The 25,764-nt window shown below is 42.3% G+C and carries 22 protein-coding genes and 3 pseudogenes; 11 read left to right on the top strand and 14 right to left on the bottom strand.

The genetic code is table 11. The annotated features are described in order from the left end of the window. Window positions 1-65 precede the first annotated feature (65 nt). Complete coding sequence (locus AACU32_RS32090; protein WP_339378720.1) at window positions 66-1,886, bottom strand: CARDB domain-containing protein; 1,821 nt, start codon at window positions 1,884-1,886, stop codon at window positions 66-68. After that, window positions 1,886-3,490, bottom strand: a complete 1,605-nt coding sequence (locus AACU32_RS32085) for a ParB/RepB/Spo0J family partition protein (protein WP_339378447.1) — start codon at window positions 3,488-3,490, stop codon at window positions 1,886-1,888. Before AACU32_RS32085 ends, AACU32_RS32090 begins: the two co-directional genes overlap by 1 nt. Before the next feature lie 864 nt (window positions 3,491-4,354). Between AACU32_RS32085 and AACU32_RS32080 the strand changes: the two genes are divergently transcribed. The 6 genes and pseudogenes from AACU32_RS32080 (at window position 4,355) to AACU32_RS32055 (ending at window position 10,069) form a co-directional block, all read left to right on the top strand. Further along, the gene (locus AACU32_RS32080) at window positions 4,355-4,822 is read left to right on the top strand and encodes a DUF4255 domain-containing protein (RefSeq protein ID WP_096605844.1); all 468 of its coding nucleotides are present in this window, start codon (window positions 4,355-4,357) and stop codon (window positions 4,820-4,822) included. A gap of 378 nt (window positions 4,823-5,200) precedes the next feature. Then, a pseudogene (locus AACU32_RS32075) lies at window positions 5,201-6,406 on the top strand (group II intron reverse transcriptase); the annotation flags it as partial. Between the two features lie 157 nt (window positions 6,407-6,563). Beyond that, window positions 6,564-8,213, top strand: a complete 1,650-nt coding sequence (locus AACU32_RS32070; protein WP_339378719.1) for an eCIS core domain-containing protein — start codon at window positions 6,564-6,566, stop codon at window positions 8,211-8,213. Beyond that, a pseudogene (locus AACU32_RS32065) lies at window positions 8,197-8,469 on the top strand (IS66 family transposase); the annotation flags it as partial. The gene AACU32_RS32070 and the pseudogene AACU32_RS32065, both read left to right, overlap by 17 nt. A 275-nt stretch (window positions 8,470-8,744) precedes the next feature. After that, complete coding sequence (locus AACU32_RS32060) at window positions 8,745-8,867, top strand: hypothetical protein (protein WP_339378446.1); 123 nt, start codon at window positions 8,745-8,747, stop codon at window positions 8,865-8,867. Window positions 8,868-8,884: 17 nt separating this feature from the next. Continuing rightward, complete coding sequence (locus AACU32_RS32055) at window positions 8,885-10,069, top strand: eCIS core domain-containing protein (protein ID WP_096605840.1); 1,185 nt, start codon at window positions 8,885-8,887, stop codon at window positions 10,067-10,069. Window positions 10,070-10,137: 68 nt separating this feature from the next. Here AACU32_RS32055 and AACU32_RS32050 read toward each other — a convergent pair. Both AACU32_RS32050 and AACU32_RS32045 read right to left on the bottom strand, forming a co-directional pair. Further along, a pseudogene (locus AACU32_RS32050) lies at window positions 10,138-11,321 on the bottom strand (ISH3 family transposase). A gap of 105 nt (window positions 11,322-11,426) precedes the next feature. Next, window positions 11,427-11,633 carry a hypothetical protein gene (locus AACU32_RS32045; RefSeq protein WP_096605838.1) on the bottom strand — a complete coding sequence of 69 codons (207 nt, stop codon included), beginning with the start codon at window positions 11,631-11,633 and terminating at the stop codon, window positions 11,427-11,429. Window positions 11,634-11,769: 136 nt separating this feature from the next. Here AACU32_RS32045 and AACU32_RS32040 point away from each other — a divergent pair, with 136 nt between their 5' ends. Then, a complete protein-coding gene (locus AACU32_RS32040) occupies window positions 11,770-12,510 on the top strand; it encodes a CHAT domain-containing protein (RefSeq protein WP_096605836.1) in 741 nt (246 codons plus the stop codon). Here AACU32_RS32040 and AACU32_RS32035 read toward each other — a convergent pair. Further along, window positions 12,502-15,699: a LamG-like jellyroll fold domain-containing protein gene (locus tag AACU32_RS32035; RefSeq protein WP_096605834.1), complete on the bottom strand. Its 3,198-nt coding sequence runs from the start codon at window positions 15,697-15,699 to the stop codon at window positions 12,502-12,504. The two genes, AACU32_RS32040 and AACU32_RS32035, sit on opposite strands and share 9 nt — an antisense overlap. 412 nt (window positions 15,700-16,111) lie before the next feature. Between AACU32_RS32035 and AACU32_RS32030 the strand changes: the two genes are divergently transcribed. After that, the gene (locus AACU32_RS32030) at window positions 16,112-18,076 is read left to right on the top strand and encodes a pentapeptide repeat-containing protein (protein WP_096605832.1); all 1,965 of its coding nucleotides are present in this window, start codon (window positions 16,112-16,114) and stop codon (window positions 18,074-18,076) included. Here the strand turns inward: AACU32_RS32030 and AACU32_RS32025 are convergent. The 5 genes from AACU32_RS32025 to AACU32_RS32005 form a co-directional block, all read right to left on the bottom strand. Beyond that, the gene (locus tag AACU32_RS32025; RefSeq protein ID WP_339378444.1) at window positions 17,981-18,250 is read right to left on the bottom strand and encodes a hypothetical protein; all 270 of its coding nucleotides are present in this window, start codon (window positions 18,248-18,250) and stop codon (window positions 17,981-17,983) included. The genes AACU32_RS32030 and AACU32_RS32025 overlap by 96 nt on opposite strands. Window positions 18,251-18,283: 33 nt before the next feature. Further along, on the bottom strand, window positions 18,284-18,610 hold the full coding sequence (locus tag AACU32_RS32020) for a hypothetical protein (protein WP_096605830.1): 327 nt from the start codon (window positions 18,608-18,610) through the stop codon (window positions 18,284-18,286). A gap of 162 nt (window positions 18,611-18,772) precedes the next feature. Continuing rightward, window positions 18,773-18,985 (bottom strand): hypothetical protein, encoded by a 213-nt coding sequence (locus AACU32_RS32015; protein WP_096605828.1) that lies wholly within the window; start codon window positions 18,983-18,985, stop codon window positions 18,773-18,775. Window positions 18,986-19,262: 277 nt separating this feature from the next. Beyond that, window positions 19,263-19,508 carry a Pb-reticulocyte-binding protein gene (locus AACU32_RS32010; RefSeq protein WP_096605826.1) on the bottom strand — a complete coding sequence of 82 codons (246 nt, stop codon included), beginning with the start codon at window positions 19,506-19,508 and terminating at the stop codon, window positions 19,263-19,265. Between the two features lie 892 nt (window positions 19,509-20,400). Then, complete coding sequence (locus AACU32_RS32005; RefSeq protein ID WP_096605822.1) at window positions 20,401-20,907, bottom strand: hypothetical protein; 507 nt, start codon at window positions 20,905-20,907, stop codon at window positions 20,401-20,403. A gap of 460 nt (window positions 20,908-21,367) precedes the next feature. Between AACU32_RS32005 and AACU32_RS32000 the strand changes: the two genes are divergently transcribed. Genes AACU32_RS32000 through AACU32_RS31990 form a run of 3 tightly spaced genes read left to right on the top strand, consistent with a single transcriptional unit; the run spans window position 21,368 to window position 22,017 of the window. Then, entirely contained in the window at window positions 21,368-21,541 is a 174-nt protein-coding gene (locus tag AACU32_RS32000; protein WP_339378443.1) for a hypothetical protein, read from the top strand. After that, window positions 21,525-21,725, top strand: coding sequence for a hypothetical protein (locus AACU32_RS31995; RefSeq protein ID WP_339378442.1), 201 nt, complete (start codon window positions 21,525-21,527; stop codon window positions 21,723-21,725). Before AACU32_RS32000 ends, AACU32_RS31995 begins: the two co-directional genes overlap by 17 nt. Window positions 21,726-21,741: 16 nt before the next feature. Continuing rightward, window positions 21,742-22,017: a hypothetical protein gene (locus tag AACU32_RS31990; RefSeq protein ID WP_339378441.1), complete on the top strand. Its 276-nt coding sequence runs from the start codon at window positions 21,742-21,744 to the stop codon at window positions 22,015-22,017. A gap of 79 nt (window positions 22,018-22,096) precedes the next feature. On the opposite strand, the gene AACU32_RS31985 is transcribed toward AACU32_RS31990, so the two are convergent. From AACU32_RS31985 to AACU32_RS31970, 4 genes are all read right to left on the bottom strand, one after another. Continuing rightward, complete coding sequence (locus AACU32_RS31985; RefSeq protein ID WP_339378440.1) at window positions 22,097-22,522, bottom strand: FAD-dependent oxidoreductase; 426 nt, start codon at window positions 22,520-22,522, stop codon at window positions 22,097-22,099. A gap of 167 nt (window positions 22,523-22,689) precedes the next feature. Beyond that, window positions 22,690-22,914, bottom strand: a complete 225-nt coding sequence (locus tag AACU32_RS31980; protein WP_339378439.1) for a hypothetical protein — start codon at window positions 22,912-22,914, stop codon at window positions 22,690-22,692. A gap of 150 nt (window positions 22,915-23,064) precedes the next feature. After that, entirely contained in the window at window positions 23,065-24,180 is a 1,116-nt protein-coding gene (locus AACU32_RS31975; RefSeq protein ID WP_339378438.1) for an alpha/beta hydrolase, read from the bottom strand. A gap of 16 nt (window positions 24,181-24,196) precedes the next feature. Next, entirely contained in the window at window positions 24,197-25,690 is a 1,494-nt protein-coding gene (locus AACU32_RS31970) for a SidA/IucD/PvdA family monooxygenase (protein WP_096605818.1), read from the bottom strand. Window positions 25,691-25,764 lie beyond the last annotated feature (74 nt).

Below are 25,764 nucleotides of genomic sequence, written 5' to 3'. Positions count from 1 at the left end.
CTCCACTGGTATATCTTGCTATTGCTTGTTTGTTATCGCCCCGATCGAGAATTCCACCTTCAATATCAGCGATTATTTATATAGATATACTGTTTGCCATCAATTCCTGCTGGCAGGGTAATTTGTTGGGTTTGCGTGTAACTATTGGCGGCTGGATGGCTAAATGAACCTAAGGCTTTAACTCCTCCCAGTGTTTGATCTCCCGGGTTATAGTTTTGCACCGTTAAGCGGGGGTCTGGCAAAAGATAAACTAAATCAGTCCAATAGCGGGTTCCTGACCAAATTGGCGATCCCTGATTTTCCACTGTCCATTGAATTGTCGTTGTTTCCCCTGAGAAGTTGGTACTATTGGGAACAGTAATGTTGGTTACCCGCAAATCAGCGGGACTGGCAGTAACATTCGTGGCGATCGCTTGAGAACTATTTTCCTGATAAATTCCTTCCCAGGCTCCTCCAGTTTCCACAATTACATATTGTCCTGTAGCAGCTGAGTTGAGATTAAAGATTTGTTCTCCCTCGTAGCTTTGATTGCGGGCTAGTTTTCCATTGTGGGAAATAGCTCCTAAAGTCCAAACTTTGGCTGCTAGATCGGCATAGGGAACAGGAACAACATCAAAGAAGTTAGGAGCGAAGGCCTGGTTATTAGCTTTTAAACCATTTTCAAACACTAATCCCGTTGCATCGGTCTGTACAAACAGATGATAATTCCCCTGGAATCTAGGTGGTAAAAGTACGGTTTGGTTTTGGTTGTAGAATTGACCAACATCTAGTAGCCCAGTATGGATAAAGTCCCCAATTAGTATGTCATCACCGTCACCTGCGATCGCATTACCAGAGACAAACACCCGATCAACCCAGGAAGTGACTGTTCCTGCACCCTTACCGACATTCGCCACCTGCCAGCCGATTGTAACTTCAGCCGGGTTGCCCACGGTCAATTGAGGTGCTGTGACCTGAGAGACTTGTAAATCAGCATAGGGAGCTAAATCAAAATAAATGGCTTGCTCATCAAGATTATTAGTCTCATTCGTTTCTGGCTGGCTGTTAAACGTATCAGTCTGAGCCAGGATGTAGTATCGCCCTGCAATCGAGCTATCGTTGAGAGGTAAGGTAACCGTAGCAGTCTGGCTATATTCCCCATTGGGAGCTAGGGGCGTTTGACTGGCGCTTTGAGTTAGGAGGATTGTATCATCTTGACTCAAGGTAGAGTCTGTAGAAAGGTAAAGGCGATCGCTCCACAAATTCGTAGTGGGATCGGTACCAGTATTGCGAACAATCCAGGTAACATCAAAAGGCTCACCAAAATTTGCAGTGGTAGGAATTGCCTTGATCTGTACTGTTAAATCAGATTCAATAACATTATTAACCGTAATGCTAAATGCTTGATCGTAAGTAAAACCAGAACCCCCCGCATCTTGGGTACGAACGATGATTGAATAAACTCGGTTCTGCTCGAAATCTAATAATGCACTATTAGTAACAATTAAGCGGTTTGCTTGAATACTAAAACGACCACCCGCATCATCTAAAAGTTGATAGATATAGGTATCTCCTTGATCTGGATCAATGGTTGTGAAGGTACCAATGAGCGTTCCATTGGGACTATGTTCATTAATAGTTGCGTTACTGAGTTGAATCCCAGTCGGAGCCTCATTGACGTTACTGACATGAATCGTCAGGATTTTCTCAATGCTTAATCCACCTGCATCGACTGCTTGAACTCGAATGCTGTAGCTTGATTTGGTTTCAAAGTCTAATGAAGTTGCCAGTTGTAATTGATCGTTAACAATCACAAAGGCAGTATTATCAGTATCACCAATACCTGTCACTAAACTGTAAGTGAAAGTATCTCCTTGATCCTGATCGGTTGTGCTTAAAGTACCAATTATCGTTTTAAATGGACTGTTTTCATTAATGCTTGAATTAGTGCCTTTGCTTTCTCTTCCGCCTCGAATAAGGAATAGTTGAATGGGCTGTAAGTTAAATCGCCAGATGTTGGCAGTCGTCGCCCCCCTACTGGCAAAGATGTACTCATCACTGAATTTGAGTGATTATCCAGGTGAGGAATGCCCAAGACATGACCCATTTCGTGGGTGATGACGGTTAACAAGTCCACTTTTCCGGCAGCAGCGTTGTCTGCTTTCGCCCAGAAAGCATCTTGAGAGAAAGTTGCATTAAATTCAATATTGTCCTTAGGTGTGGGATCAATAAACCATCTTCTTCCTGCGGCATCAACATCAATAGTAATGATCTGTCCTGAAGTCAGCCCTAGTTGAGCATCTGGGAGATCCGCAACTTGCAAGGTCACATTCTCAAGTTGCGCCAATCTTTGCCCATCCAGTCCCGCTTGCTTCCAAAGATCGATCGCTTCCCTACGAAATAAATCAAGCGTTTTTGAAGAAAGGCTGGGAAATTGATCGACAGTTCCAGACTCCTGAGCGGAAATTCCGACCAGTAAATCCCCGTGACCTACCCATGTTAAAGGATCGCGATCGCCCAGATTAATCTCCTTTGCCGTAATCAAAGCTTCTAGTTCTGCCAACAAATGTTTTAACTTTTCTTGTTTGTCTATATTAGACCACACTTTAAATTTTTTGACTCGTTTGTAGGTACTTTCTAATAGCTTTTGCAGTTCCATTCCCACCGAAGGTGGCTGTAAAGCTTTTACTTTCTCTCGAATTTGATTAATTGATAAATCATACTCTATAGCTGCTGACAGAAGCTCTATCCTCTCAGATTCTGATTCTACCTTACCTATCTCCCTAGCTTTTGTATATTCGATTTCCCCAGAGCGCAAAGCATCCAATATATCATTGGGGAGATTGAGTAATGGCAGCCTGTGGGTGCGAAAAGACTCCGAAGACATCTTGCCAACACTGGCAAATACTTCTGCAAGTATCTGTTTGGTTTCAGAGCGGACATCGTTGTCCGCCACCACACCCCGTTTTGCTTTAGATAATTTGTTGAGTAGTGAGACAACCCCTTCCCTATTGCTTGACAACCTTAGCGCCAATAAATCCAAGATGCCTTCTGTCTCTTCCACCGGATTTAAATTTTCCCTCTGCAAATTCTCTATCAGCGCATACTGTATTGCCTGAATATCAGACATCTCTCGGATGGTTACAGGCACTTCCTTTAAGGAACATTTTTTAGCTGCACGATATTTTCTTTCTCCTGCCACTAATTCATACTTATCAGCCACTTTTCTGACTAACAAAGGCTGGAGGATACCTTCGGTGCGGACTGATTCGATCAGAGATTGCATTCCTTTGGTATCAAAATAGTGTCGGGGTTGAGTAGCTGGCATAACAATCATGGATAACGGTACTAATTTAGCAGCTAAAGCAGAAGTTTCTTCTTCCCTTATCGGCAATACAGTCGTACCAGTTACATCCTGTAATGCTTCTTTTTTTGTTTTAGTCGCATTTTTAGTTCCAGGATTGGTTATTTTGATAGATTTTCCTTGGGTAGTAGTTACTCGATAACTCACGTTAAAATCTCCCTATAAAGTACTAACTTATCAATGATTTAATTTTCTGCTAGGAAGTAAATTATACTAAAAGCATCTGGAAAATTTACTTTTGAATGAGCGCTAAAAACTCGATCAGATAAAGCTTCCTGCTTTGAATCAAACAGTCCAAATGACTGCTAATTTCTGTCTTGCTTATCTCTCAGTAATCTCAATTTTTTCAACTAACCTCGTTAAAACAGAAATACTGTATGATATTTCACTCTAAATGATCAGTTGTGAGGAATTTGTGAGGTATATGAAAATAAATACACAAATTCATAGAATTATATGTAGCTCTTACCTCTTACCAGCTGTGCTGCGCTTAGTGGAAAAGGAAAAACACATACGCTAAACATAAGTTTCAATTATTACTTTTAAAGTGGCAGTGTTAATTCGATAAAATATAGTTATATTTTTGACTAAAAATATCTTTTATCCTCACAAGTTCCTCAAATTTTCTTTGTAACTTAATTAACAGAGCAAGCAACTAACATATTGGTTGAGTTGCAAGAGTAAACAGGATGTAGCCAAGATGCATGGCGTGATTAGTTCAGCAGAAATCCTTTGTCAGGGATGGCTAGCTCCGGTAAACTGACTAATTTTAGTTGAGTGTGCGATCTGTGCCATGTATGAGGGCAAAATGTGGCGTTAGGGATATGCGATCGCAGTTTCATCAAAACAAGGAGGTTGTAAGTGTCAGATTTATCAACACCGCTCTATTTCTTACCTCGCTTATGAAGTTCATAATGATACCTCCATTTGGGAGGACTTTGATAACAAGATAGTTAGTCCAGTACTGGACAAGCTGTTGCCAAACGCAGACATCGTTGCCGAGAGCTTGCTATGATTGACGACCTAAGCAAAACTTTGAAGGCTATCTTAACCCAGCCAGGTTTACCCGCAGAACTGGCGAATGTAATGATTATGTTTGACCGTCCAGTGGAAAACTTTAATCCCCAACAGACGGCGATTAATTTATTTCTTTACGATATTCGTGAGAATTTAGAACTGCGAAGTAACGAGCCAAGCATTGAGCGTAACAATGGACAGGCTGTGATTATACGTCCGCCATTGCGGATGGACTGTACTTATTTAATTACAGCTTGGCCTTTTGGTGGCACAGAATTAGCTTTACAGGAACACCGACTGTTAAGCCAAGTACTACAAGTTCTCTCCCGTTATCACACGATTCCCAAACAATTTTTACAAGGTAGCCTAAGTGAGCAAGAGCCACCATTACCTCTGACGATTTCTTCTGTTGGTGCGATTCGTTGCTTAGTGAATCACGGTAATCAGTCCGTACATAACTAAGCCAACCTCAACCCGACAACGGGAAACAGGTTGAACTCTCGGTCAGATGTAGGTGAAAGTCCTACCAATCAGACTCAGATTTGACTCCTTATCTGCCCACACCGAACAAGCTCGGTTCTTGTAGAGTGAAGCTGGGAACAGGGCGCAATCAGACAACCGTTGCGGGTTGACACTGGTGCTAACAGGGAGTTCCTACGGTGAAACTGAGCCTAGAAAAGCAACCTAAGAAAAAGCAGGGCGCAACCTTAAAAGCCTGACTTGATTGGAGACAATTCCCGCTGCATCATCAACAGGATAGCAGCTAGAGTCCAGGGAATCCAATGGTTGAATTGGCTACACCTAACGGAACAACGCCACACGCTACAACGGGGGGAACCTCATGGCGGACTACGGGAAATTCCAATTCCTAAGAAGGACGGAACCACCAGAATGCTAAAAATACCGACCATCGCGGATAGAGCTTGGCAATGCCTAGCAAAATATGCCTTAGAACCAGCACACGAAGCCACTTTCCACGCCCGGAGCTACGGGTTTAGAACTGGACGCTCGGCACACGATGCCCAGCAATACATTTTTAACAACTTACGCTCCCATAGCAACGGAATAGAGAAGCGAGTCATAGAACTCGATATTGAAAAGTGCTTTGACAGGATTAATCACTCAGCAATCATGGATAGGCTCATCGCTCCAAAAGGCTTAAAACTCGGAATATACCGATGCCTCAAGGCAGGAGTCAACCCAGAATTCCCCGAACAAGGTACACCTCAAGGGGGAGTAATTAGCCCACTATTAGCGAACATCGCTCTCAACGGGATTGAAGAAATCCACCCATCCGTAAGATATGCGGATGACATGGTATATTTCCTAAAACCTAAAGATGACGCAAACAAGATACTTGTGAAAATCAGCCAATTCCTAGCAGAACGCGGGATGAAGGTAAGCGAGAAAAAGACCAAAGTAACCGCTACGACAGACGGCTTTGATTTTCTAGGCTGGAACTTCATGGTTCAGAGCAACGGAAAGTTTAGAAGCACCCCTTCAGTGGGTAACTTTAAAGCCTTCCGCGAGAAAGTAAAAGCTATCGTCAACAACTCGAATTATGGCGCTAAGGTCAAGGCTCTCAAGCTTGCCCCCTTAGTTAGAGGATGGCGGAACTACCATCGTTTCTGCAAGATGGACGGGTCAAGGTTCTCACTTTGGCACATAAATCACAGAGCGTTCACGGTATTTAATAAGGAAGCCAAGAACGACCGCAACTCAAGTAAAACACTTGTTGAGAAGGCGTTCCCAAAAGTTTCTTACGCCCAAGGCAAACACGTCATGGTTAAAGGTGAAAAATCTCCCTATGACGGAGATATCACTTTCTGGAGCAAACGTAACAGTAAACTTTACGACGGCGAAACCTCTTTTGCTCTCAAAAAGCAAAGCCATAAATGTGCATCCTGTGGTATGAAATTTATCGGTGAAGAGCGGGTTCACCTGCACCACATCGATGGAAATCATGCCAACTGGAAGAAAAATAACCTCAAAGCAATTCACGAGAGTTGCCACGACTACAAGCACATGAGCAAAAGCGCAAGCTAAGAACATCGTGAGCCGGATGCAGTTAAAGCTGCACGTCCGGTTCTAACAGAGAGGTGCGAGGCATAATAGCCTCCATCGACTCTAACATAGACTCAAAAATCCGGCAGAGTTTTGGACAGCTTTAGGTACACCATTACGAGCTGCTGTAGCAGCAACCATCACTATCAGTTTAGAGCCTCTAAAGGACAACACTGTCCCACTAGAAACTTACAAACTAGTACAAAAAACTGCTCTACAGCTAGAACAAGACCGCTTTGCGATCGAGGGCGAAATAGAGGACATCAACTATCAGCCTATAGCTAATGCCACAGTACAGTTAGTGGAACTGGAACAGACAGTAACTACCAAACCTGATGGTTACTATAGCTTCAGATTCATTCCTGCTGGTATTTACACATTGCGAGTTCAGCCTCCCAGTCTAAAAGCGCAGAATTTCCCGAGTATTCATACGGATGTTCCGTCGGACGAGTTGAATCGGTCAATACAGGCGAAGGCGTTTAGCACGGGTCAGGATTTATTCTTTCGGCAGGGGGCGTATGAGTCAACCAGGCAGACGCTACAGAGGCAGGAAGAGAATAAAGAGGAATTGCAGGCGAAATCTGAGATTACAGTACTGCAACGGCAGGAAGAATCGAGAAACCCCAATCAAACGGGATTACCCGATGGCCTCAAAGCAGGGGTTGAGAATTTATCGGGATATTCCTTAGATGATGTTAGGGTTCATTATAATTCGCCCAAACCTGCCCAATTACAGGCATTAGCTTATACCCAAGGGACTGAGATTCATGTTGCCCCCGGACAAGAGGAACATTTACCCCATGAAGCATGGCACGTTGTCCAGCAGATGCAAGGGAGAGTGAAGCCCACGATGCAGTCCCTGGGTATGGCGATTAATGATGACCGCGCTTTGGAACGGGAGGCAGACCTGATGGGGGTGAAAGCTGCTGTTGACAATCGACCTGAAACAATAACACAAAGAAAACTATTGGACACCGCGAGAAAAACGAAATTAGACCTTTCAAAAACTATTGTTGAAGATAATAGCAGGATCATCCAACGATGGAAATCCCAGACATTGGAAGAGGAATCAGATAAAACAGGATACGAACGTATGATAGGACTGGCTATGTTCTATGCCGAGGAGGAATTAGATTCAGATATAGATGAATATTCTACAGATGAGGAGTTAATTGCCTATTTAAATGATGAGGAAAAAGAACAATTCAGATATAGCAGAAAGTTACGAGAACTTCAGGACGCGGGCATGGCAGATACCATTCATCATATTCTTTCCAGGAAAAAAATAGAAAGTCTTTATAAACGCCTCACCCCCACTCAGCAGTTATTTTTCAAAGAAATCTTTTCTCGACAAACTAATATAGGCGGTTACAGAGGGATATCCGATGCAACAACAACAGAAAGTTTGTTGAGTTTGCGTTCAAATCTGGTATTGGAACCAGAAGGCTCCAAACGTTCAGATGATCCAGCACGCATACAAGGGAATTCGAGTGACTTCGATCCAGTATTTGAATCAAGCGGTCAGATGACCAAGATTTCATTGATTTATCAAAAAGTTGATCAAATAATTTCCACGATGCTCACTCAATCGAAAAAGGAGTTAGACCAAGAGGCAGTTAATGTGATTATTAATTTGCTGTTAGATGCAGAAATCGCCTATGCAGAGGCACAAGGACAGGATAGTTTCTGGAAAACTAGAATGGATCTCAATATAAAAGATGTTTGGGAAGGAACAAATGTTGGGCAAAAAGGTGAATCATGGAAGAAGAAATATCGCAGAGGTTCTTGATCATCCGCCACCATGGAGGTGGGCGGCTGATGCCCAGAATTTAGCCAATCGTTTCCGCAAGTATTGGTCAGATTGGTTTACTTTTCTCTCTCATCCAGAGGTGAAACCGGATAATAATGACGCGAAAAGGGCATTGCGACCAGTGGTAGTCCATCGCAAAGTTAGTGGTGGTGCCAGAAGTCATTGGGGCGGTCAACTGGTAGCTATGATGTTCAGCTTCTTGGAAACCATGCGACTCCAAGGCAAGAATACCGTTGAGTGCGATCGCGTTTGTAGGGTGCGTTAACTTAAAGTACGACACCATTTGTATCTGATTTCCGGTGCTTTACGCTAAATAACACACCCTACTGGATCGACACAGCTAAAGTTGTGCATTAAGAATAAAGCAGAAAGTATTGATTTATCTCACTTTTCACAAAAATCTATTGCATCATTTTAGCTGTGTCAGTCCAGTACGTTAACGAAGTAATGCACCAACCCCAACGAAAACTGTGTGTCACGGCAAACCTTCCTCATCTTTTGTGAAGTAATATGATCGCTATCCCAAAAATCGCACTTGACAATCAAGCAAAACGATTACCAGCAGGACTTGCACCGTCAACAGATGTAATAGAGCGGGTTCGCCAAGAAGCAATTTTTTCACAGTCAAGATAAAAAAGGCGGTAACGATTATGGGAAACGAACACAGCAGCCAACGCCAAGCCCAAACTAAGACACAACAGCAAAGCGAGGATAGGGCGATCGCATCCAAGCAGAACCAAGCAACACGCGCTGCGGTTCACCCCTGGCTGCAACTGCAACGGCAAATCGGTAACCGAGCCGTGACGCAACTGATTCAGGCTAAGTTAACTGTTAACCCAGCAGACGATATCTACGAGCAAGAGGCAGATCGCACAGCCTTGGCGGTGGTCAACTCCTTGAATGCTCCTGCTAGCCCAACAGCCCAACGCCAGGAAATGCCGGAGGAAGAGGATAAAATCCAGACTAAGCCGTTGATTCAAAGGATGTCAGCAGAGTCAGGGATGGAGGTGACACCACAGCTAGAAGAGTCCATCCAACAGGCTAGGGGTAGTGGACAGCCATTGGCGGATAGTATCAGAGAACCGATAGAGCAGGCCGTTGGGGCTGATTTTAGTGGTGTGCGTATTCATACGGATGCACAGGCTGACCAGTTTAACCAGTCGATACAGGCGAAGGCGTTTACTACGGGGGAGGATGTGTTTTTTAAGCAAGGTGCCTACAACCCAGGTAGTCAGGGTGGGCAGGAGTTAATCGCCCATGAACTGACCCATGTGGTGCAACAGAATAACCAGGCAATCCAGCGCTCATCGGTAACACTGCATTTTCTAGGGGAGCAGGAGGCGGATGCGATGGGAGCGAAGGCAGGCAGTAAAACCGAACAACGCAGAGCAAAAGGTTCGGAGTCAACATCAGGAGCCGGGGCTGCTGGATCTGAAACGGTTCAGCGAAAAAGAAAATGGACTCCGCAGCAGCGCGCTCAAAGTGAGAAGTTTTGGAAAAAGAAACACGAGAGAGAACAAAGAAGGGCAGATGCTATTCAGGCGTTCGTCTCCGGTATGAGTAGGGAGTACAAAATCAACATCACGAGCCAGCAGGCCATGATACTCAGTTCGCATGGTTACAGCAGGGGAGAAGTGAACAGTCTTGTTCAAAAGAGGATGTCGGTACAAGACATCGTGAAATTTTGCGAGGAATGGTATAGCCGGTGGGCCGTAGAACAGGCTGCTGTCGGCAAATTGAGTGCAGACTTGATGAGACAATGGACGGGAAATGTTGCTCCAGCAGGGTTGATCAACAGTAAACCAAAAAGTTTTTCCCCAAAGAGCGATCGCTAAATATTTTGTAGCCTACGATACTTTTTAATACTCGCTCCTTTAACCAGCAGACATAGTATGGATAATGATTACTTATGATTAGCTGATTGATAATTTGTTGGTGCTAACAGTCGTGGAATATAAATGCTTTCTACTACTTGATATTTACGCTGTAGGGCTTGAGATAAAAAGGCTAACATCTGTTTAAGTACGAAAAGTGTCCGGTAAATTAATCGGCAACATGAGCCTTTTCCGACTTATTCTAAGCCAGAGGAGGTTAACCCAAATATTAACTAAAAGAAAAGATATACCAACGAATAGTAATCTTAATGCGGGATTTTTATTATTTGTTCTAATTCGACAAAGATTTTGCAGCCGATAACTACTTTCGATGCCAAATCTTTTTCGATAATCCTGATATATATAATCTAAATTAGTTTGGATTTTATAAGTAACATAAGCAAGGTATTGCACCCCCATATTTTTTACGCTTTCCTTTTCTATATTTACAGACAATCCATAAGTCAAAGGTGACTGAGTCATCTTTGTCTCTTGTAATAGTATGGGTAGTTTTATAGCTTTTTCTTCCCTTCAAAAACTGTTTAATTCCTCCCTTTTTTCCTGTCTTGATAGCAGGCATCATAAATGGAATATCTAATGCTTGCAACCATCTTATTACAGGAGTATTAAAAAATCCCCTATCTAAATAGAGTTTTTTTACATTTATTTTAAGGGATTCAAGTTCCGCCAATAAATAAGTAATTATCGCTACACTAGTATCTAGTCGGCGAACACCTCTGACGGCTAGAGTTACACGCTTGTTTTTGTTAATCACATATAAAGTTGCAGCCGTCAAAAATGAATGAGTACCAGATTTAGCTTCACTTTTATATATGTATGGTAATTCTAAGAATGTTGGCTTACCATAATAACAAATTAAATTTAAATCAATCGCTATTTTTAAACATCCTTTTTTTAAACCTAAAGGAATTCGACTTTTCAATGCTTGATTAATTCGTGTCTCTAACTCCTCAAAATTGTTGATTTTATTAAGATGATATCTAATATCATTAGCTGTAGGAACATTTTTTAATAATTTGGCTGTATTCTCAATACTATCTCCACTGCTGGCTGCTTTTATAAGAATCTCAAATAAAGTTTGTTGGTCACATCCCCCCTGAGTTTCAATGGAAAAATTTTCTACTAAACACTCAATAACCTCTTCAAGGGTTTCTGAGTCTGTTAAAACCAGTTCTTCTGATGAAACAGTCAATTTTAAGAGCCAATATGCTACACACTACTTTCATCATTTCATTTTTTGAACCCCAAAAGAGCAGTATAAGCATTAATTATGCATTTAGTAGTTTACACTACCTTGTTATACGTAAGAGTGATTAGCGATCGCTCTTTGGGGAAAAACTTTTTGGTTTACTGATGGTGGGTGATGAGCTTTGGCTGGTGATTTTTGGTGCGATCGCTTTTTGGTTGTGTCTGTCCGATCGGTCAAGCGATCGCTTGATGAAGAAGTGCGATCGCCATTTGGGAGTGCGATCAATCGTACCTTGTCGTCAAACTGAGCTTTCATTGTCCGCTCCAATACCCGTAGCTGCTGTATGTAGATATGCGATCACCTGCTCAAAATTTTTAATGCTCTCCATCTCTTCAGGTAAGGTAAACTCCTCTTGAGAAATAAAACTAACCAATAAAATTAATCAAAATATATGTCTCAATCAAACTTATCGTCAGAAAATACCTTTAACATTAGCGGCAGTTCAATTACCAACTTAACGGGTTCAGGTAATATTTATTACAACGAGGCTACACCACAATCTGGTCAGCAAAATGCTCCAGATCCCAATTTGCAGAAATTGCCTGTCTCAGCCTCAAATCTTACATCTGCGCTTAAAACTATCCTATTTCTAGCTGCCAATCCCAAAGGCTCACCCCAACTGCGCTTAGATGAAGAAGTACGAGAAATTGATGCTGGGTTACAAAGGGCAAAACGGCGCGATCAATTCGTATTACAGCAGAGATGGGCGGTAAATTCCAGAGATATCCACCGAGCGATGCTAGATTATCAGCCCCAGATCATCCATTTCTCTGGACATGGAGCAGGAGAAGAAGGCTTAGTGCTAGAAGATGAAACGGGAAAACCTCAGCTAGTAGATACAGCAGCCCTGTCAAGCCTGTTTGAACTATTCTCCGATCGCGTGGAATGCGTAGTTCTCAATGCTTGCTATTCCCAGACGCAAGCAGAAGCGATCGCTCAGCACATCCCTTATGTAATAGGAATGAACAAAGCGATCGGGGATCAAGCCGCTATTGAGTTTGCTGTCGGTTTTTATGATGCGATCGCCGCCGGAGAATCTGTAGAGTTTGCCTACAAACTAGGCTGTAACACCATCCGTATGGCAGGAATTGCAGAGCATTTAACACCAGTCTTGATACAAAAATCAACTTGAAGGCGTTTGTGCTGAGGTGGTTGTTGTAGTTGGAGAGTTAGTTGCATCACTTGTACTTGTAGACAGCGTTGGTGGTGGGGGAAACCATTGTGCGCCGTAGATTGTACCGTGGTTAGCGTTATCTGTTAAGTCAATTGCTATTGTATTGCCTTGACCACCATCATCCAGCCGCCAGTACCCTACCATATTTAACCAATATTTATCTTGTTTTCCTGGCTCTATCTGTTGATCGGAATCCTGCTTACTCAACCTTCGAGACATATACTTTTTAATTTGATCCTGAGTTCGGGGTACTTTCCAGAGACGAACTTCTGCGATCGCAATATTGTAATAGGGAGCATCCCGTTTTTGTAAAAGCATTACCCAAAGTAACGACAGCCCAAGGGTTTCAGTCCCCCTTAAAACAGCTAACGTGCAAAATTGGGATGCTCTCTTGTAATAGGTCTTTCCTTCTTTACCAACTTCATTAGAACCTATGATCAGAGGTTCTTCAAGGTCTGCAAAAGAATCTGTAACCTTTTCAAGGTCTGCAACAGAATCTGTAAACAAACCAATGCTCTTAGTTTGCCCTGCAAAAAGGATAGTCTTGCACTTTCCTTCTACAACACAGTTCTGAAGCCTACCATCAACATAAACCGAAATCTCTTTTGTTTTATTATCCCAAGTAAAAGCAATATGGTGCCAGATATGATCTTGAGGAAAATTTTCTTCGGTATAAACAACTATTTTTTCATCAGAGTTTTTACGCTGTAATACAATCCGAATTTTGCCCTCGAACCAGGAAAGGGAATAACCATTTCTTTTTTGATCAATCCGACTGACAATCAAACAATTACCAAATTTGTGCTTAACCCATGCTTCAACAGTAATCCCTTTAGTAGTAATCCCTTCAGTGATATTCAAAGCTTGATATTTATTTTTCTGGACACCACATACTACGCGATCGCTACTTTCGATAAATTTCAACCCAACCGGCAGAGGTAAAGCTGGATATTGAGAAGCTCTTACACGTTCCTCTATACTAGAGTTTTGTTTGTATGATATCTTTACTAAATCTGAATAGTCTGATTTGATGATTTCATGGTTAAGCTCATAAATCTCAATACCAATTGTATCCTCTAACCGCCAGTAGCCTACTAAGTTTGACCAATATTGATCTTCCTCTCTCAAGAGTCCTGAATCTTGTTTACTCAAGCGACGAAACATATTTTTTTGGATCTGATCCTGAGTTCGGACTACATTCCAAAGACGAACTTCAGCAATAGAACCATTGAAATCATAGATGCGGGGTATTTGAAACTTAATATGAGGCAGTTGATCAAGAGGACTCTTGAAAGTTTCAACTAGTTCACTATTTATACTGGGAAATGAATTATTAATCATCTTTTCAATACTTGCAGCATGACCAATAGTTAAGCTGCTAGAAATGTTAACGAAACTGAAACAAGATTGAGAATTACCCAGTACGTAATCTACTGTTTGACGTTCTCCATCGATATATATACAAATTCCTTGATTTAGCTCCCATGTGAATGCTATATGATGCCATAATTGGTCATTGAGAACAGATTGTTGAGTATCAGCAATAATTTTTGTTTTATTAGTATCTTGTAACTCGACTCTGAGCTTTCCTTGGTATTTCCATACGCAATAACCAGGAAAATCAAAACTTCCTCCTCTATCAAAGATAAATCCATCTGAATTTGGATCGTTATTTCTAACCCAAGCTTCAATTGAAATTGCCTTATCAATCTTCAAGCTTTCATTACAGATGCAATCGACATAGCTTACTTTTCCACCAAACTCAATTGCCGAAGGCAAAGGGGGATAGTTCAATTTTTCAGAAGTAATTACAAAGTCTTCAATAAAGCTTTTCAGTTTAGAATTGCTAAAGCTCTTTTGCTTCAAATCTTCAACGATACGACAGGTTCGGATACCTTGTTGAGCTATGATTTGAGTTTGGTTATTATCTTTATTGTTAGGTATAGCTGCATGATGTAATGCAACCAGTTTCCATCGGGCGTTAAATACAGGGCTACCTGAGGAACCATAATCAGTATCTGCTCGGTATCTTAAAAATTTCCTATAGAGACCAAAATCGATTACATCATTATCATGTAAAACTACTTTCTTTTGTTTTCCTTTAGGATGTTGAATGATATAGACTGGATCTCCAGGTTTTTTTTCATATAAATAGATTTGAGTGGAGGGTACAGATATATTTGAATTTGGCTGATTGAGTTCAGTCTGAAGAATATCCAATCCCTGATTATAATCTTTGGTGTTAGACTGCCATTCAAGAATGACTAATTCTTTATCAACTATATCTACTTTAACTGAGATTCCTTGCCTTTCTAGGTCAGGTATTTTCGCTTTGATGTATTCTACAAGTGCAACAAAATCTACATTATTACTGTTGATTTTAATAATATGAGGTAATGCTGGGCAAATGGTATCGTCTGCTTCACTCAATTGAATCCAACCAAATTGATATCCAACTGGTCTAGAAAACACATCCGTCTTTAGCTGCAAAAGAGTATAGTCTAACTTTGGTTCAGTCACAAACAAAACAGGATCAAACTCATAATCAATAGAGGTTTGAGTATAACCTTTTTCATTTTCGACGTAATTAAACTGGGCAACACATTGTTGAGCAACTTCTTCATCTGGGATGACATGAAAGTTCGTCAGTAAATGAGCACCTCCTACTAAAAAACCAGTTCCAATAGGAATTGGATTTATTTTAGATAGCTGGCTATCATTAATGTTTTCACCCAATTTTTGTAAAAAATCTTTAGATTCTGTATTCTGGGAAGTAAAAATCTCTTGGGCAACAGAGTCAGGAATTGAGAAGATCTCTTTCACTTTTTCAGGATTGTTGAATTGTTCTGTCATCTTCCATTCTTTAGCTTCTTGTTCAACATCCTTAATAAACCTTTTAAATTCCTCTACCGAGAAATATCTAGCAATTCGACAAACAGCAAGACCTTTTTCAACCCCTATTTGTAAAACATTTAATGGAAGAAAATCTGTCTCACCAATTACAGCAGTGACCAGAGAGCGTTCCTCAGTAATTAACCTCTCTTGTAATATTTCAATAACCCTGTCCAACGCTTCTGGCTCAGGCTCTTGATAAATAAAATCTTTTGATAAACCTACATTAGAAAGCCAGAAGAATGGAAGGATCATATGAATACCTCAAAACTATGATTTTATAGGATATCCGAGAGTATTTTTATCTGGGTAATTCGAGCTTGGTAAATTTTGTGATAAAAGGATTTTATTTTTGAATTTATCTATCTCAGAAATGGCTAAAATCCTTACAATTAAATAATTTGTATTTGGTTACTGATACTTAGCTGATATCTTTAAACTTAGATTAACTTAAATGGATCGAAGAAGGTTTGTGATATATGATAAAAGTTATGTTTTTTAACAAACACATATTTAATTTCAATTAAATCTTGAAACCATTGTAATTTCGTAGGTAGTCCTAAAACAACAATTTTGAAGGAATCAAAAAACCCTTATGGGATAAGAGGCGTTTTTAAACATCTAGCGTAAATACGGTAAACAAAGTAAAATAAAATACTCTTAGCATATGGAAAAAGATATTCGAGGCCAACGATTTCAGGAAGATATCCCAGGTACTGATTTGAGTGGTGTAATTGCTGGTCAACATGCGATCGCCAAAATTATCTTAATACTTTTTAATTATATTTTAAGTTTCATAATCAATTTTTCGATTGGCTATATGGGTGCAACCAGCATCCTGGGCTTGCTAACTCCAGAGTATCGATGGATTTATATATATGTAATTGCTGCTCTTATTGCCTGGTTTCTGACCATTATCTTGAAGCCTTACATGATTAGCCTGTTGGTTGCATTCTTGAGCTTGTTTATCCTAATTTATATTTCAAGTTATTTCACAAATAATCTACATTTTGAACTTACTTCTGAGTTGCTTTTAGAAACGCTATTAGCCTTTATATTTATCTTATCAATTTGTAGTTTTAGTTTTTTATTCAACCGTCTTACAAATGCTATTATTAATATTATATTAATTAGAGATATTTGGATAAAAAGCATAAGAATACTCAGTATATTTGTAGTCTTGATTGCTGCAATAATTGGTTCGTCAGTAGTTGTTTCAGCAGCAATTTCAGAACGATTTCGTGGCTCACCTATTAGGGAAATGTTATTAACCCTAGATGCAAACCAATTAGTAACTGTTAAAGTGTTCGCAACTGTTACAGGTTGCATTTATTCTTCTGCATTAATTCTCAGCAGTTGGTGGGTTGATCAACGCCAGGGTTCGCCCTGGAATTATCCAAACATACTTAGGAATTGGGGTCTCACTATTGGTTCTTGGCTAGGCACCTCCTTTTATAAACTCAACCTTGGTGAAGTTAACTTTAGAGGGAGTAATCTGGCAAACACTGATTTACGACGTTGTAATCTTTATAGAACCTGCTTTCAAGGAGTTATCGCACTGGAACGAGCCAGGGTTGACAATCGTTATTTAGATCTCGAAATTCCTAAAGTTCAGAAGATCCTGACTGATGCCAGATCCAATGAACAAGATTTTAGTCGTATTAATCTACGAGGAGCCTATCTACAATTTGCTGACCTCAGACATATTAATCTGACTAATACGGATTTGAGCGGAGCAGATTTGCAAGGAGCAGATTTACGAAATAGTATCCTAGTTGATGCTCAGGCGATCGATGTTGACTTTACCAATGCCAATCTCACGGGCATCTGTATTCAAGATTGGAACATCAATAGCAAAACCTGTTTTACTAACGTTCAGTGTGACTACATATACCGCAAATTAGATGAAAGAGGAAAACCAACTGATCGCTACCCAGTTGATGGCGAATTTAAACCTAGAGAATTTGAATCCCTCTATCAAGAAGTAGGTAATGTTGTTGAATTAGTTTTCAAAGAAGGTCTCAACTGGCGTGCTTTCGCTTTTGCTCTACAAAAGCTGCAAGTAGAAGATGAAAGTTTACAATTACAAGTCAAAGGAATTGAAAAACGTGGGGAACTATGGGTTGTGAAAGTTACTCATAACCAAAATATTTCTACTCAAGAAGTTGAGAAACTCTTCTGTACTTTGTATGATTCTTTACTGCGACAGCTTGCCAGTAAAGAACAGATAATTTATAAATTACTAGCAACCAATGAAGAATTAAGTAAACGTCCCTCTGGTAATAATTTCTTAATAATCGACAGTACTATTACTAATCTTTCTGGTTCTGGACAAATTGCATATCATGAAGCTGTTAACCAAATTCGCAATATTGTTACTAATCATTCAGAATCTTTTCAAGCCAAGACAATTGTGCAGAATTTATTGACACAACTTCAAAAACAAAATGTAGCCACAACAGCCGAAATGCAAGCAGAATTTATCAAACAAGTTCTTCTGGATATGGTACAGAAAGATTCTCATTTACAACAACTCTTAATCCAGGAAGAGCAACAAATCACTGAAGCATTTCCAGAAGGTGCGATCGCTACCGCCATTCAAGATGCGATCGCTCAACTTAAGCGAAATTAAATAGCTGGAATCTTTTTTATGTCCAACTTCCAAAATATCTAGTTCTTCATCTACTAGCTTATATTTGGTATCTGTCCCATCGTCATAAGCGAGATATTCTTCTAGGGTGAGTTTTTTGGTTGCTGTACTCACAGCGGTCATAGCGATCGCCCTTTGATACCCTGTTATTGACACTACTTCAGGTAGACATCAAAATTATAGCCAAGGTCATGCCCCACCAGAAGGTAGGTTCATTTGCCACGTCCGACCCAACTTTTGATGCTCCCGCGCTGCCGCCTTCTTCAAATGCGCCATCCCAATTTCCATCCCATCACTTGCTGCATAAAACGCCGCTGCCAAACCAATATTTTTAATATTTCCCCCGGCTAACTTAACTTCTCTGGCCAAAAAACCAAAGTCTACATCCTCAGCCAAAGGCGCTTCTGGGGGAAAAATCACCTGCCAAATCCGCTGGCGTTCTGACTCATCAGGGAAAGGAAACTCGACAATTGCCTGGATGCGACGCACAAAGGCATCATCTATATGATCGCGCAAGTTAGTTTGGACTGCGATCGCATTTTCACTCTATCTCAGTTGCGATCGCACTTTTTATACCTGCTTATAATGATCTGCGCTGACAAGATAGCGATCGCATCATACCAAACCCTGGTGTGGATGAACTGTACGTATTTCCAAGGCAAGGGCATCTTTTACTTGTCAAAGTAAAGCTAAAATTGGCTCAAATAACCCACTATCATTTACCCCTTTAGAAAGAGCAATTTTTTGATTTCTTCGCCAACAGCTTCGCAAGCTCGATGTATTTGAATCTACTTTAATTCGTCGTATTTCCCAGTTCTCCACGGCATACTCACCTAATATTGAACCATCTATCGGTTGAAGGGTAGGGGTAGAAGATTTGCGTGACGGCATATAGAATTTCCGTAAACTTCATTAACCAAATGGCGTAAGCCAATGTCTTTTCAGAAGTAGCAAATCGAAAGTCAGAACTGTTTTGAAAATTCCGACTTTCGACTTACTAAATCAAATTTAGGCGTTGCTGATTGATGGGATGATTTTTGCCTCACGCAAAGACGCAAAGGCGCAAAGAATCAACTTTCAGCTTTGCCCAAAATTCAAAATTCATCCCGCAAATATGCAACGCCCAAACTTAATATTGTGTTAAATTTCAGCCTGCAATTGGAACGTGCTACCACCAAGCTGAATCATCACAATCAGCTATCAAATCTTTCCTTTCGCTGCACATGTGATACTCAGCTTCTAGCTGTTGTAAGTCTGCATCTAGTGCCAGATTTTTCACCGCTAGCATTATTTCTTTTAGATGAGTTTCTTCACTTATACCCGTATAATAAACCTTGATGAACTTATCTGCTTTACCCACGAAGCTTTCGAGATGGGTGACAAATGTTTGTTCAAAATCTATTGCCTGAATCATGGTTGATTGCTTCTGAATACCTTCAGTTCTCTTCAGGCGTAAGCCAAAAATGTAAGGCAAAGCTGAAATAAACAGTAGAAATGCTCAAACTGTATTGGTTAGTTTTGTTATGCAATCTAGTTTTTACTGGGCTTTTTTATGGATGTCTCATCGTTGTATACGTTGTTGAATAACCCACTTTGTTCTTTCTACAGCGTTCTAAAATGACCAAATTTTTCAACGTTGTTGTTGTTTATATAGATATTTTAGGTAGAGATAAATTATGGCAACTTTTATCATGAGCCAAAACCTAAGATAAAAACGCCCACAGCGTTACTATTGGGTCAAATAATCGCTGATGATATTTAATTTTCAGATCCAGGGCGAACGCACGGGATTTCTGAAACCCCTGCTGGATAAGGATCTTGACGAAAAAATAGGCTAGATTATAAAACGCCGAAACCCTTGCTATTAAAGGATTCTTACCCTTTAGATGCGTTTGCCCTGTTTTCAGATCCGTCAAAGCTTGCTCAATTGCAGATTCTGGTAACAGTTCTTTAAAGGGTAGTCCCACACTTTGACTAAATTTTTGCGCTTAGATTTTTACTCGTAGTGTCACAGTAGTATTTATGTTGTTGGCTTATTCGTATCAATGAAAGTATTTCATGAACAAGTAAGCTTTTCCTAGCGAAGAGAAATTTTTCGACAACTTGTACATCTGATTCCACTGTCTGGAGCAAGCCCGCCCGTCGGCGATCGCTTCCATGACACCGCATTAAGGACGACCATCTGACCCCTCCCTTCTCCACTGTTCAATAGCTTTCAAAGCTGTGGTGCCTATTCTGTATAGCTTATAGCTTTTCTTAGTGCCATTCCTCCTTAGACTTGGTGGATTTTTACATTCCTCAAAGTTCTAAAACCGCAAAACAATTCCTTCGGGATCGGTAAGTGCATCAATACGAGCAGCTTCAATGTTAGCCTGTTGAACCCAGGGCAGTTCCTGGCGGGCAGCAATTTCCATCCTTGTGCCGATGCGTACATATAACGGTGCCAGTAACCCAAATCGCTGCTCATCTAGCGTCGCAGGTTGAGGCAGTAAAGAGACGGGTGAGAAAGCACCGTTAATGGGTAATCCCCGATCCATCGACAACTGTTGCAGCAAATAGGTATAAATCAGGCGTTGTTGATCAGGTGACGGCACTACCGTAGTGATTTGGTAGTCTACTGTGTAAGCACGGGCAGGCGATCGCACACTACAGACAGTGAGATTGCCCCGTTGCCGAAAGCTATCCCGCTGTGAGGCATAGCCTGTGCGTTCTAAATCCTCCCGGGCATCTCTTGGGGTGAGGACGATCGCCGGACTCACCGACGGTAAAACTGCGGGTGGATTCTCCAAAATCACGGGCAGTAGCCACGGCATCGAATGCAGAATCACTTGGCACTTGCTGCTGATGCTCTGATGATGCCCTTTTCACCCACCAGCGACCGTCAGTACATCCGGCTGAACCTAGCTTTTTGTCGTTGTTGTAGATACCGTCATCGAGGAGTTCAAAGCCAAACTTTTCGCATTCCAAGGCAATTTGTGCCATCACTTCGTTACCAGTTGTATTGGCTGGAACTTTTTGCTTTTGCACAGGCAGTGTGCCTTGCTTGTGGTGCCAAGTGACGTGGCTATGGCACTTGGCCCATCTGTTTGCACGATGTTCTTCAACTGAGTTGACCATGACCACCCAGCGTTGGGTTACGAATTCGTCGTGGTCGTAGGTGACTGGAGTTTAGACTAAATGGGAGAGATGAAAGAGAAAAAGGGGATGTCTGATTGAAGACAGTCCCCCTTTCGGCAGAAGCTAAGAGAGAATCACCTACTCTTATCTGCCAATATGAAACGTGCCAGACTCGAAGAATTTCGTCAAGCCGCCTATACGCATCTAGGCAAAGCACATGATGCAACATTTGAACTAACAGATGCGATACTGTTGACCCGTAATGTTTACAGTCTGGCAGATTTATCTTTATCGCCAGTGTTTAGACGCACTCTTGCCGAGTATCTATGAAGCGATACAAGATACCAAACCAGACCGCGAGAAATTAATGGAGTTATATATCAAGCAAATACCAACAGAAAAACGCATATTGTTGGCAGGAGATCATACAGCTTGGTCACGCCCAGATGCGGTGACACTCAAAGAACGGACAATAGAACACAGTAGCACAGCGATCGCGGGAAATAAAATGTGAACATTGGAGTGACTTAATGCCGTTAATCACTTGGGAGTTATGGTTAGCTTGTGATATCGTTGCTGATAATCCTCTTCCTTGGCAGAAGTCAATGGATAAATTGACCCCAGGACGAGTTGCTCAAGCTATGGGTGGAGTTTTCGCCGCGATTGGTACTCCTACCTCTCCACCCAAACCTCGTGGAAAGTCCCTTGGGTGGACACCAGGTAAAGTCCGTAACCGGAAAATACGATATCCAATTGTTAAAAAGACTGCTTCTAAACCACGCAAAGAGGAACAAAAATCTGCTTAATCTCAAATATCTTCATTCTTGAAGGTTGTGTTTTATGAACTCAGCACTGCTGGGTCATTTGTTGCTGTCTAGTCTAAACTCAAATGAGTAAGCGAGTGGTGTCTTCAGCCGTCGTTACTTCAATCGTTTTGGGAGCAACAAAGCGGGCTGTACCAATGATCAGTTCGTGACCCAAAGCCGTTTCTAAATTGTGCAAGTTCATTTCACGCATCCCTTGCACAACCATTCGTTTACGTCGTATCGCCTCTGCTAAATCAACGGTGGGTGCATCGGCTTTAACACCATAAGCGGAACTGTTTCGCACTATGTTTGCTACATTGGCACTCGCCACCATAGTTTTAGTAGGAATGCAAGCGAGATTAATGCACTCGCCACCAATCATGTTTAAACTGCGTTCAACCAGAGCAGTTTTACGTCCAGCAGCGACCAGCGCTGGTGCAAGTGTTTTACCTGCTTTGCCGCCACCGATAATAATATCGTCATAGTGTTGAGTGTCTACTTCCATATCCTTTGAGTTTGACAAGGTGAAACGATGTTATGAACTTCAAAAAAGACTGGCTTTTAACGATGGGCTACACTGAGCGGTTACGCGATCGCGCATTTGGGGAGCATAATTTAAGATGCTTGCTGTAACTGGGTTTCAAAAAAGTGCATAACACCCGCACTTAGGATTCAACTTTTCGTACAAGCTTGCTTCATCAAGATACGGTTGTTTTTATATACCTCTAAAGTACCAGACTGCGGGTTATCTAACGTGCCATCCCACACCCAATATTCATAAATTCCACTCCGAAACTTATACACTTGAACACCTTCTGTCGCTTGGCTAGTTCCTTTGCCCAAACTTAAATTCCCGTTGGGACTGGTCGCGCGATAAATTTGAAGGTGAAACGGCACAGGGTTATCGCATCAAAGAAACGTTAACGTTTCTTTGATGCGAGTTCCCAGACCCCAGTTGCAAATTACCCTTTTCCCCTACGCTAACTCGGTAAGCAGCAAAGCGATGGAAGAGCGTCTTTTCCTTTTCCCAAAAACATCGATCGCATTCTATTGCAGATGTTTCTTCAATTGGGCAGCAGCTTGAACAAACAAAGAGCGGACTTGTGGCAGATCGGCTAAACCATTGAGCAGTCCAAAGTCATGAATCATACCGTTGTACTGCACCGTTGTCACCTCTACCCCAGCTTCATCGAGCTTGCGTCCGTAGGCTGTACCTTCGTCATGCAAGATATCGCTCTCTGCAACTGCAATTAATGCTGGAGGCAAGCCTTTGAGTTGCTCAACCGTCGCCTGTAGGGGAGAAGCATAGATGTCTTTGCGCTTTTCTGGGTCAGGGATGTACATATCATACATCCACTTCATCGTAGGTGCAGTTAGGTACCTTTTATCGCCGAATTGATGATAAGAATTCGTTTCAAAATCGGCATCGACGATCGGCCACATCATGATGTGTAGCTTGATGTGTGGCCCTCCGTTTTCTTTCGCCTTCAAAGCAGTGACAGCTGTCATATTTCCGCCGACACTGTTGCCGACCACTGCCAGATTCTTGCCATCCACCCCAATCTCTTCACCATGCTCGGCAACCCATTTGGTCGCAGCATAAATCTCATTAATCGCCTGTGGATACTGAGCATCTGGCGTGCGTGTATAGTTGACAAAGACACCTGCAAACCCTGAAAGCACAACCAGATCGCGCACCATACGCTTGTGTGTTGGATAATCACCCAGTATCCAACCACCACCATGAATAAAGATGAAAACAGGCAATGTTCCTTTGACACCTTCCGGTCGCACGATATTGAGCGTAATCGAATAACCGTCAGCGATAATTTTCTTCTCAGACTCTTCAATGCCTGAAAGGTCTACTGGAACAGAAGCCTGTGCATCCACGAGAACTTGACGCGCTTCGAGTGGAGGTAATGTCTCTAGAGGCACACCTCCTGAATTCAGCACTTTCAAAAATTCCTTCACCCCAATAGAAAGACGTGGATCTTCAGCAACTTCCAAAATTTTTGCTGCTGGCGAGTTTGCTTGAGCAACCATGACATTCTCCTTTGATAAGTAGTAAAAAATCTGTTGAAATGACACTGTTAAGTGAATTGATTTAACAGTGATACTTGATTCAGCAGTGATTGTGGAATGGCAATCACTTTCTACCGACATCGTTTAAGAGCCGGAATTATTTGTTACTGGTGAAAAGGTTTTCTACCTGGCGGGTCGCTGCCTCGATCGGTTGTTTCCACACCGCAGTAGCATAGAGCGAGTTCTCAAAATCGGGGGCGATATCGCCTGTGATACGTGCCTCATGATGCGCCCAGTCCTCAAAGAACAAGTCGTGGCTGATGCACGATACTATTCCAGGTATGTCGCGGCGGATGCTAAATATGTCACCAATTGGCAAGCCAAAGCTGACGAAACCAGCAGGATTAAATACGTGAATGTCTTTCAGGTAAGGGGCAGTGCCAGGTACTTTTTCTAGGTATTCGCGGGCGTTACCCAAGTAAGGGTGCGTTCCCAAATAGTCGTCGCGCAGGTCTTCTGGTGGCTCGTAGCGATCGCGCCAGAGGGCAATGTGCTGGGCAAAGTCGGCTAGTTCGGGACGCTTTGTTGGGTCAACGAAGTAACCAGTGCCAGCGATCGCAAAATCAAACTCGAAAACCTCATCATTCACCTGAATGACAATGCGTTCGCCCTTGGCGGCGGCTTCCGCATCGCCCATTGTCCGTGCCGATTTCCAAGGTGCAGATAGGTGTATGTGAAAGTTCGGGAAGGCGATCGCTCGCTCAATCGCGTTTCGTGATGGCGTGGAGCCTGCTTGACGAAAGCGCCAAGCTTGAAACCAGCGGGCTGCATCGGGTAGTTGGGGATAGTTGCAGTAAGCACCAGGATATTCCCGTATCCGAAGGATTGGTAGAGATGGAAGTGCCGACCGGCGTACAAATAGGTGTACTGCCTTAGCTCCCGATTCTAGCGCCACTCCTGCTGCATCGAAAGCTGAAGCCGCCCCACCCAGCACCGCCACAGTCTTACCTCGCAGTGCTTCAAAATCGATGGCATCGGCGGTATGAGCGTACAGCGTGCGTGGTAAGTCAGCCAGTACTGGAGGTATGTATGCACCACCAGTGCCAGCCACGCCATTGGCGAAGATAATTTTGCGTGTAGTCTCTATCTGCGGAACACCGTTTACCTCGAGGTGTAGGCTGAAGAAACCTACGGCTGGCTCAATTCGCACCAACTTCGTCCGGTAACGAACCTGAATACCGAGGAAGTGCCGATACCAACTGAGGTACTCAGCCCATGTCACTCGCCCAATGCGATCGATCGCTGCGTAAGCTTCCGTCCCGTGCCGCGCTTCGTACCAGGCTTGAAAGGATAATTCTGGGATGCCTAGTTCCGGGCCAGGCACATTTTTCGGCGTGCGGAGCTTTTCCATCCGCGCTCGTGTCAGCCACACGCCTGCATGAGCCTCGTCATCGGCTGCATCGATCGCCGTCACGCGACCGATACCAGCACGCCGTAGCGCAAATACAAAGGCGCTACCGCTGCCGCTGCCACCGATTATAGTGACATTGCGATCGATGCCAGGGCGATCGGGCACCCAGTTTTCGGGATCGGGGCCGAGCAGGCGTAGTGCCTCGCGGGCAGCAAAATCGGAATCGGTCGTTATTGTCATCTCGATCTCCTCAGATAGTGAAATGCGATTGTTTATTCGGGTCGATCTATCTCACATCCTGACGACGGATCTGC

It is taken from the genome of Calothrix sp. NIES-2100 (assembly GCF_963875285.1).
GTDB lineage: Bacteria > Cyanobacteriota > Cyanobacteriia > Cyanobacteriales > Nostocaceae > Aulosira.
This window is presented reverse-complemented; position numbering and strand designations above follow the sequence as displayed.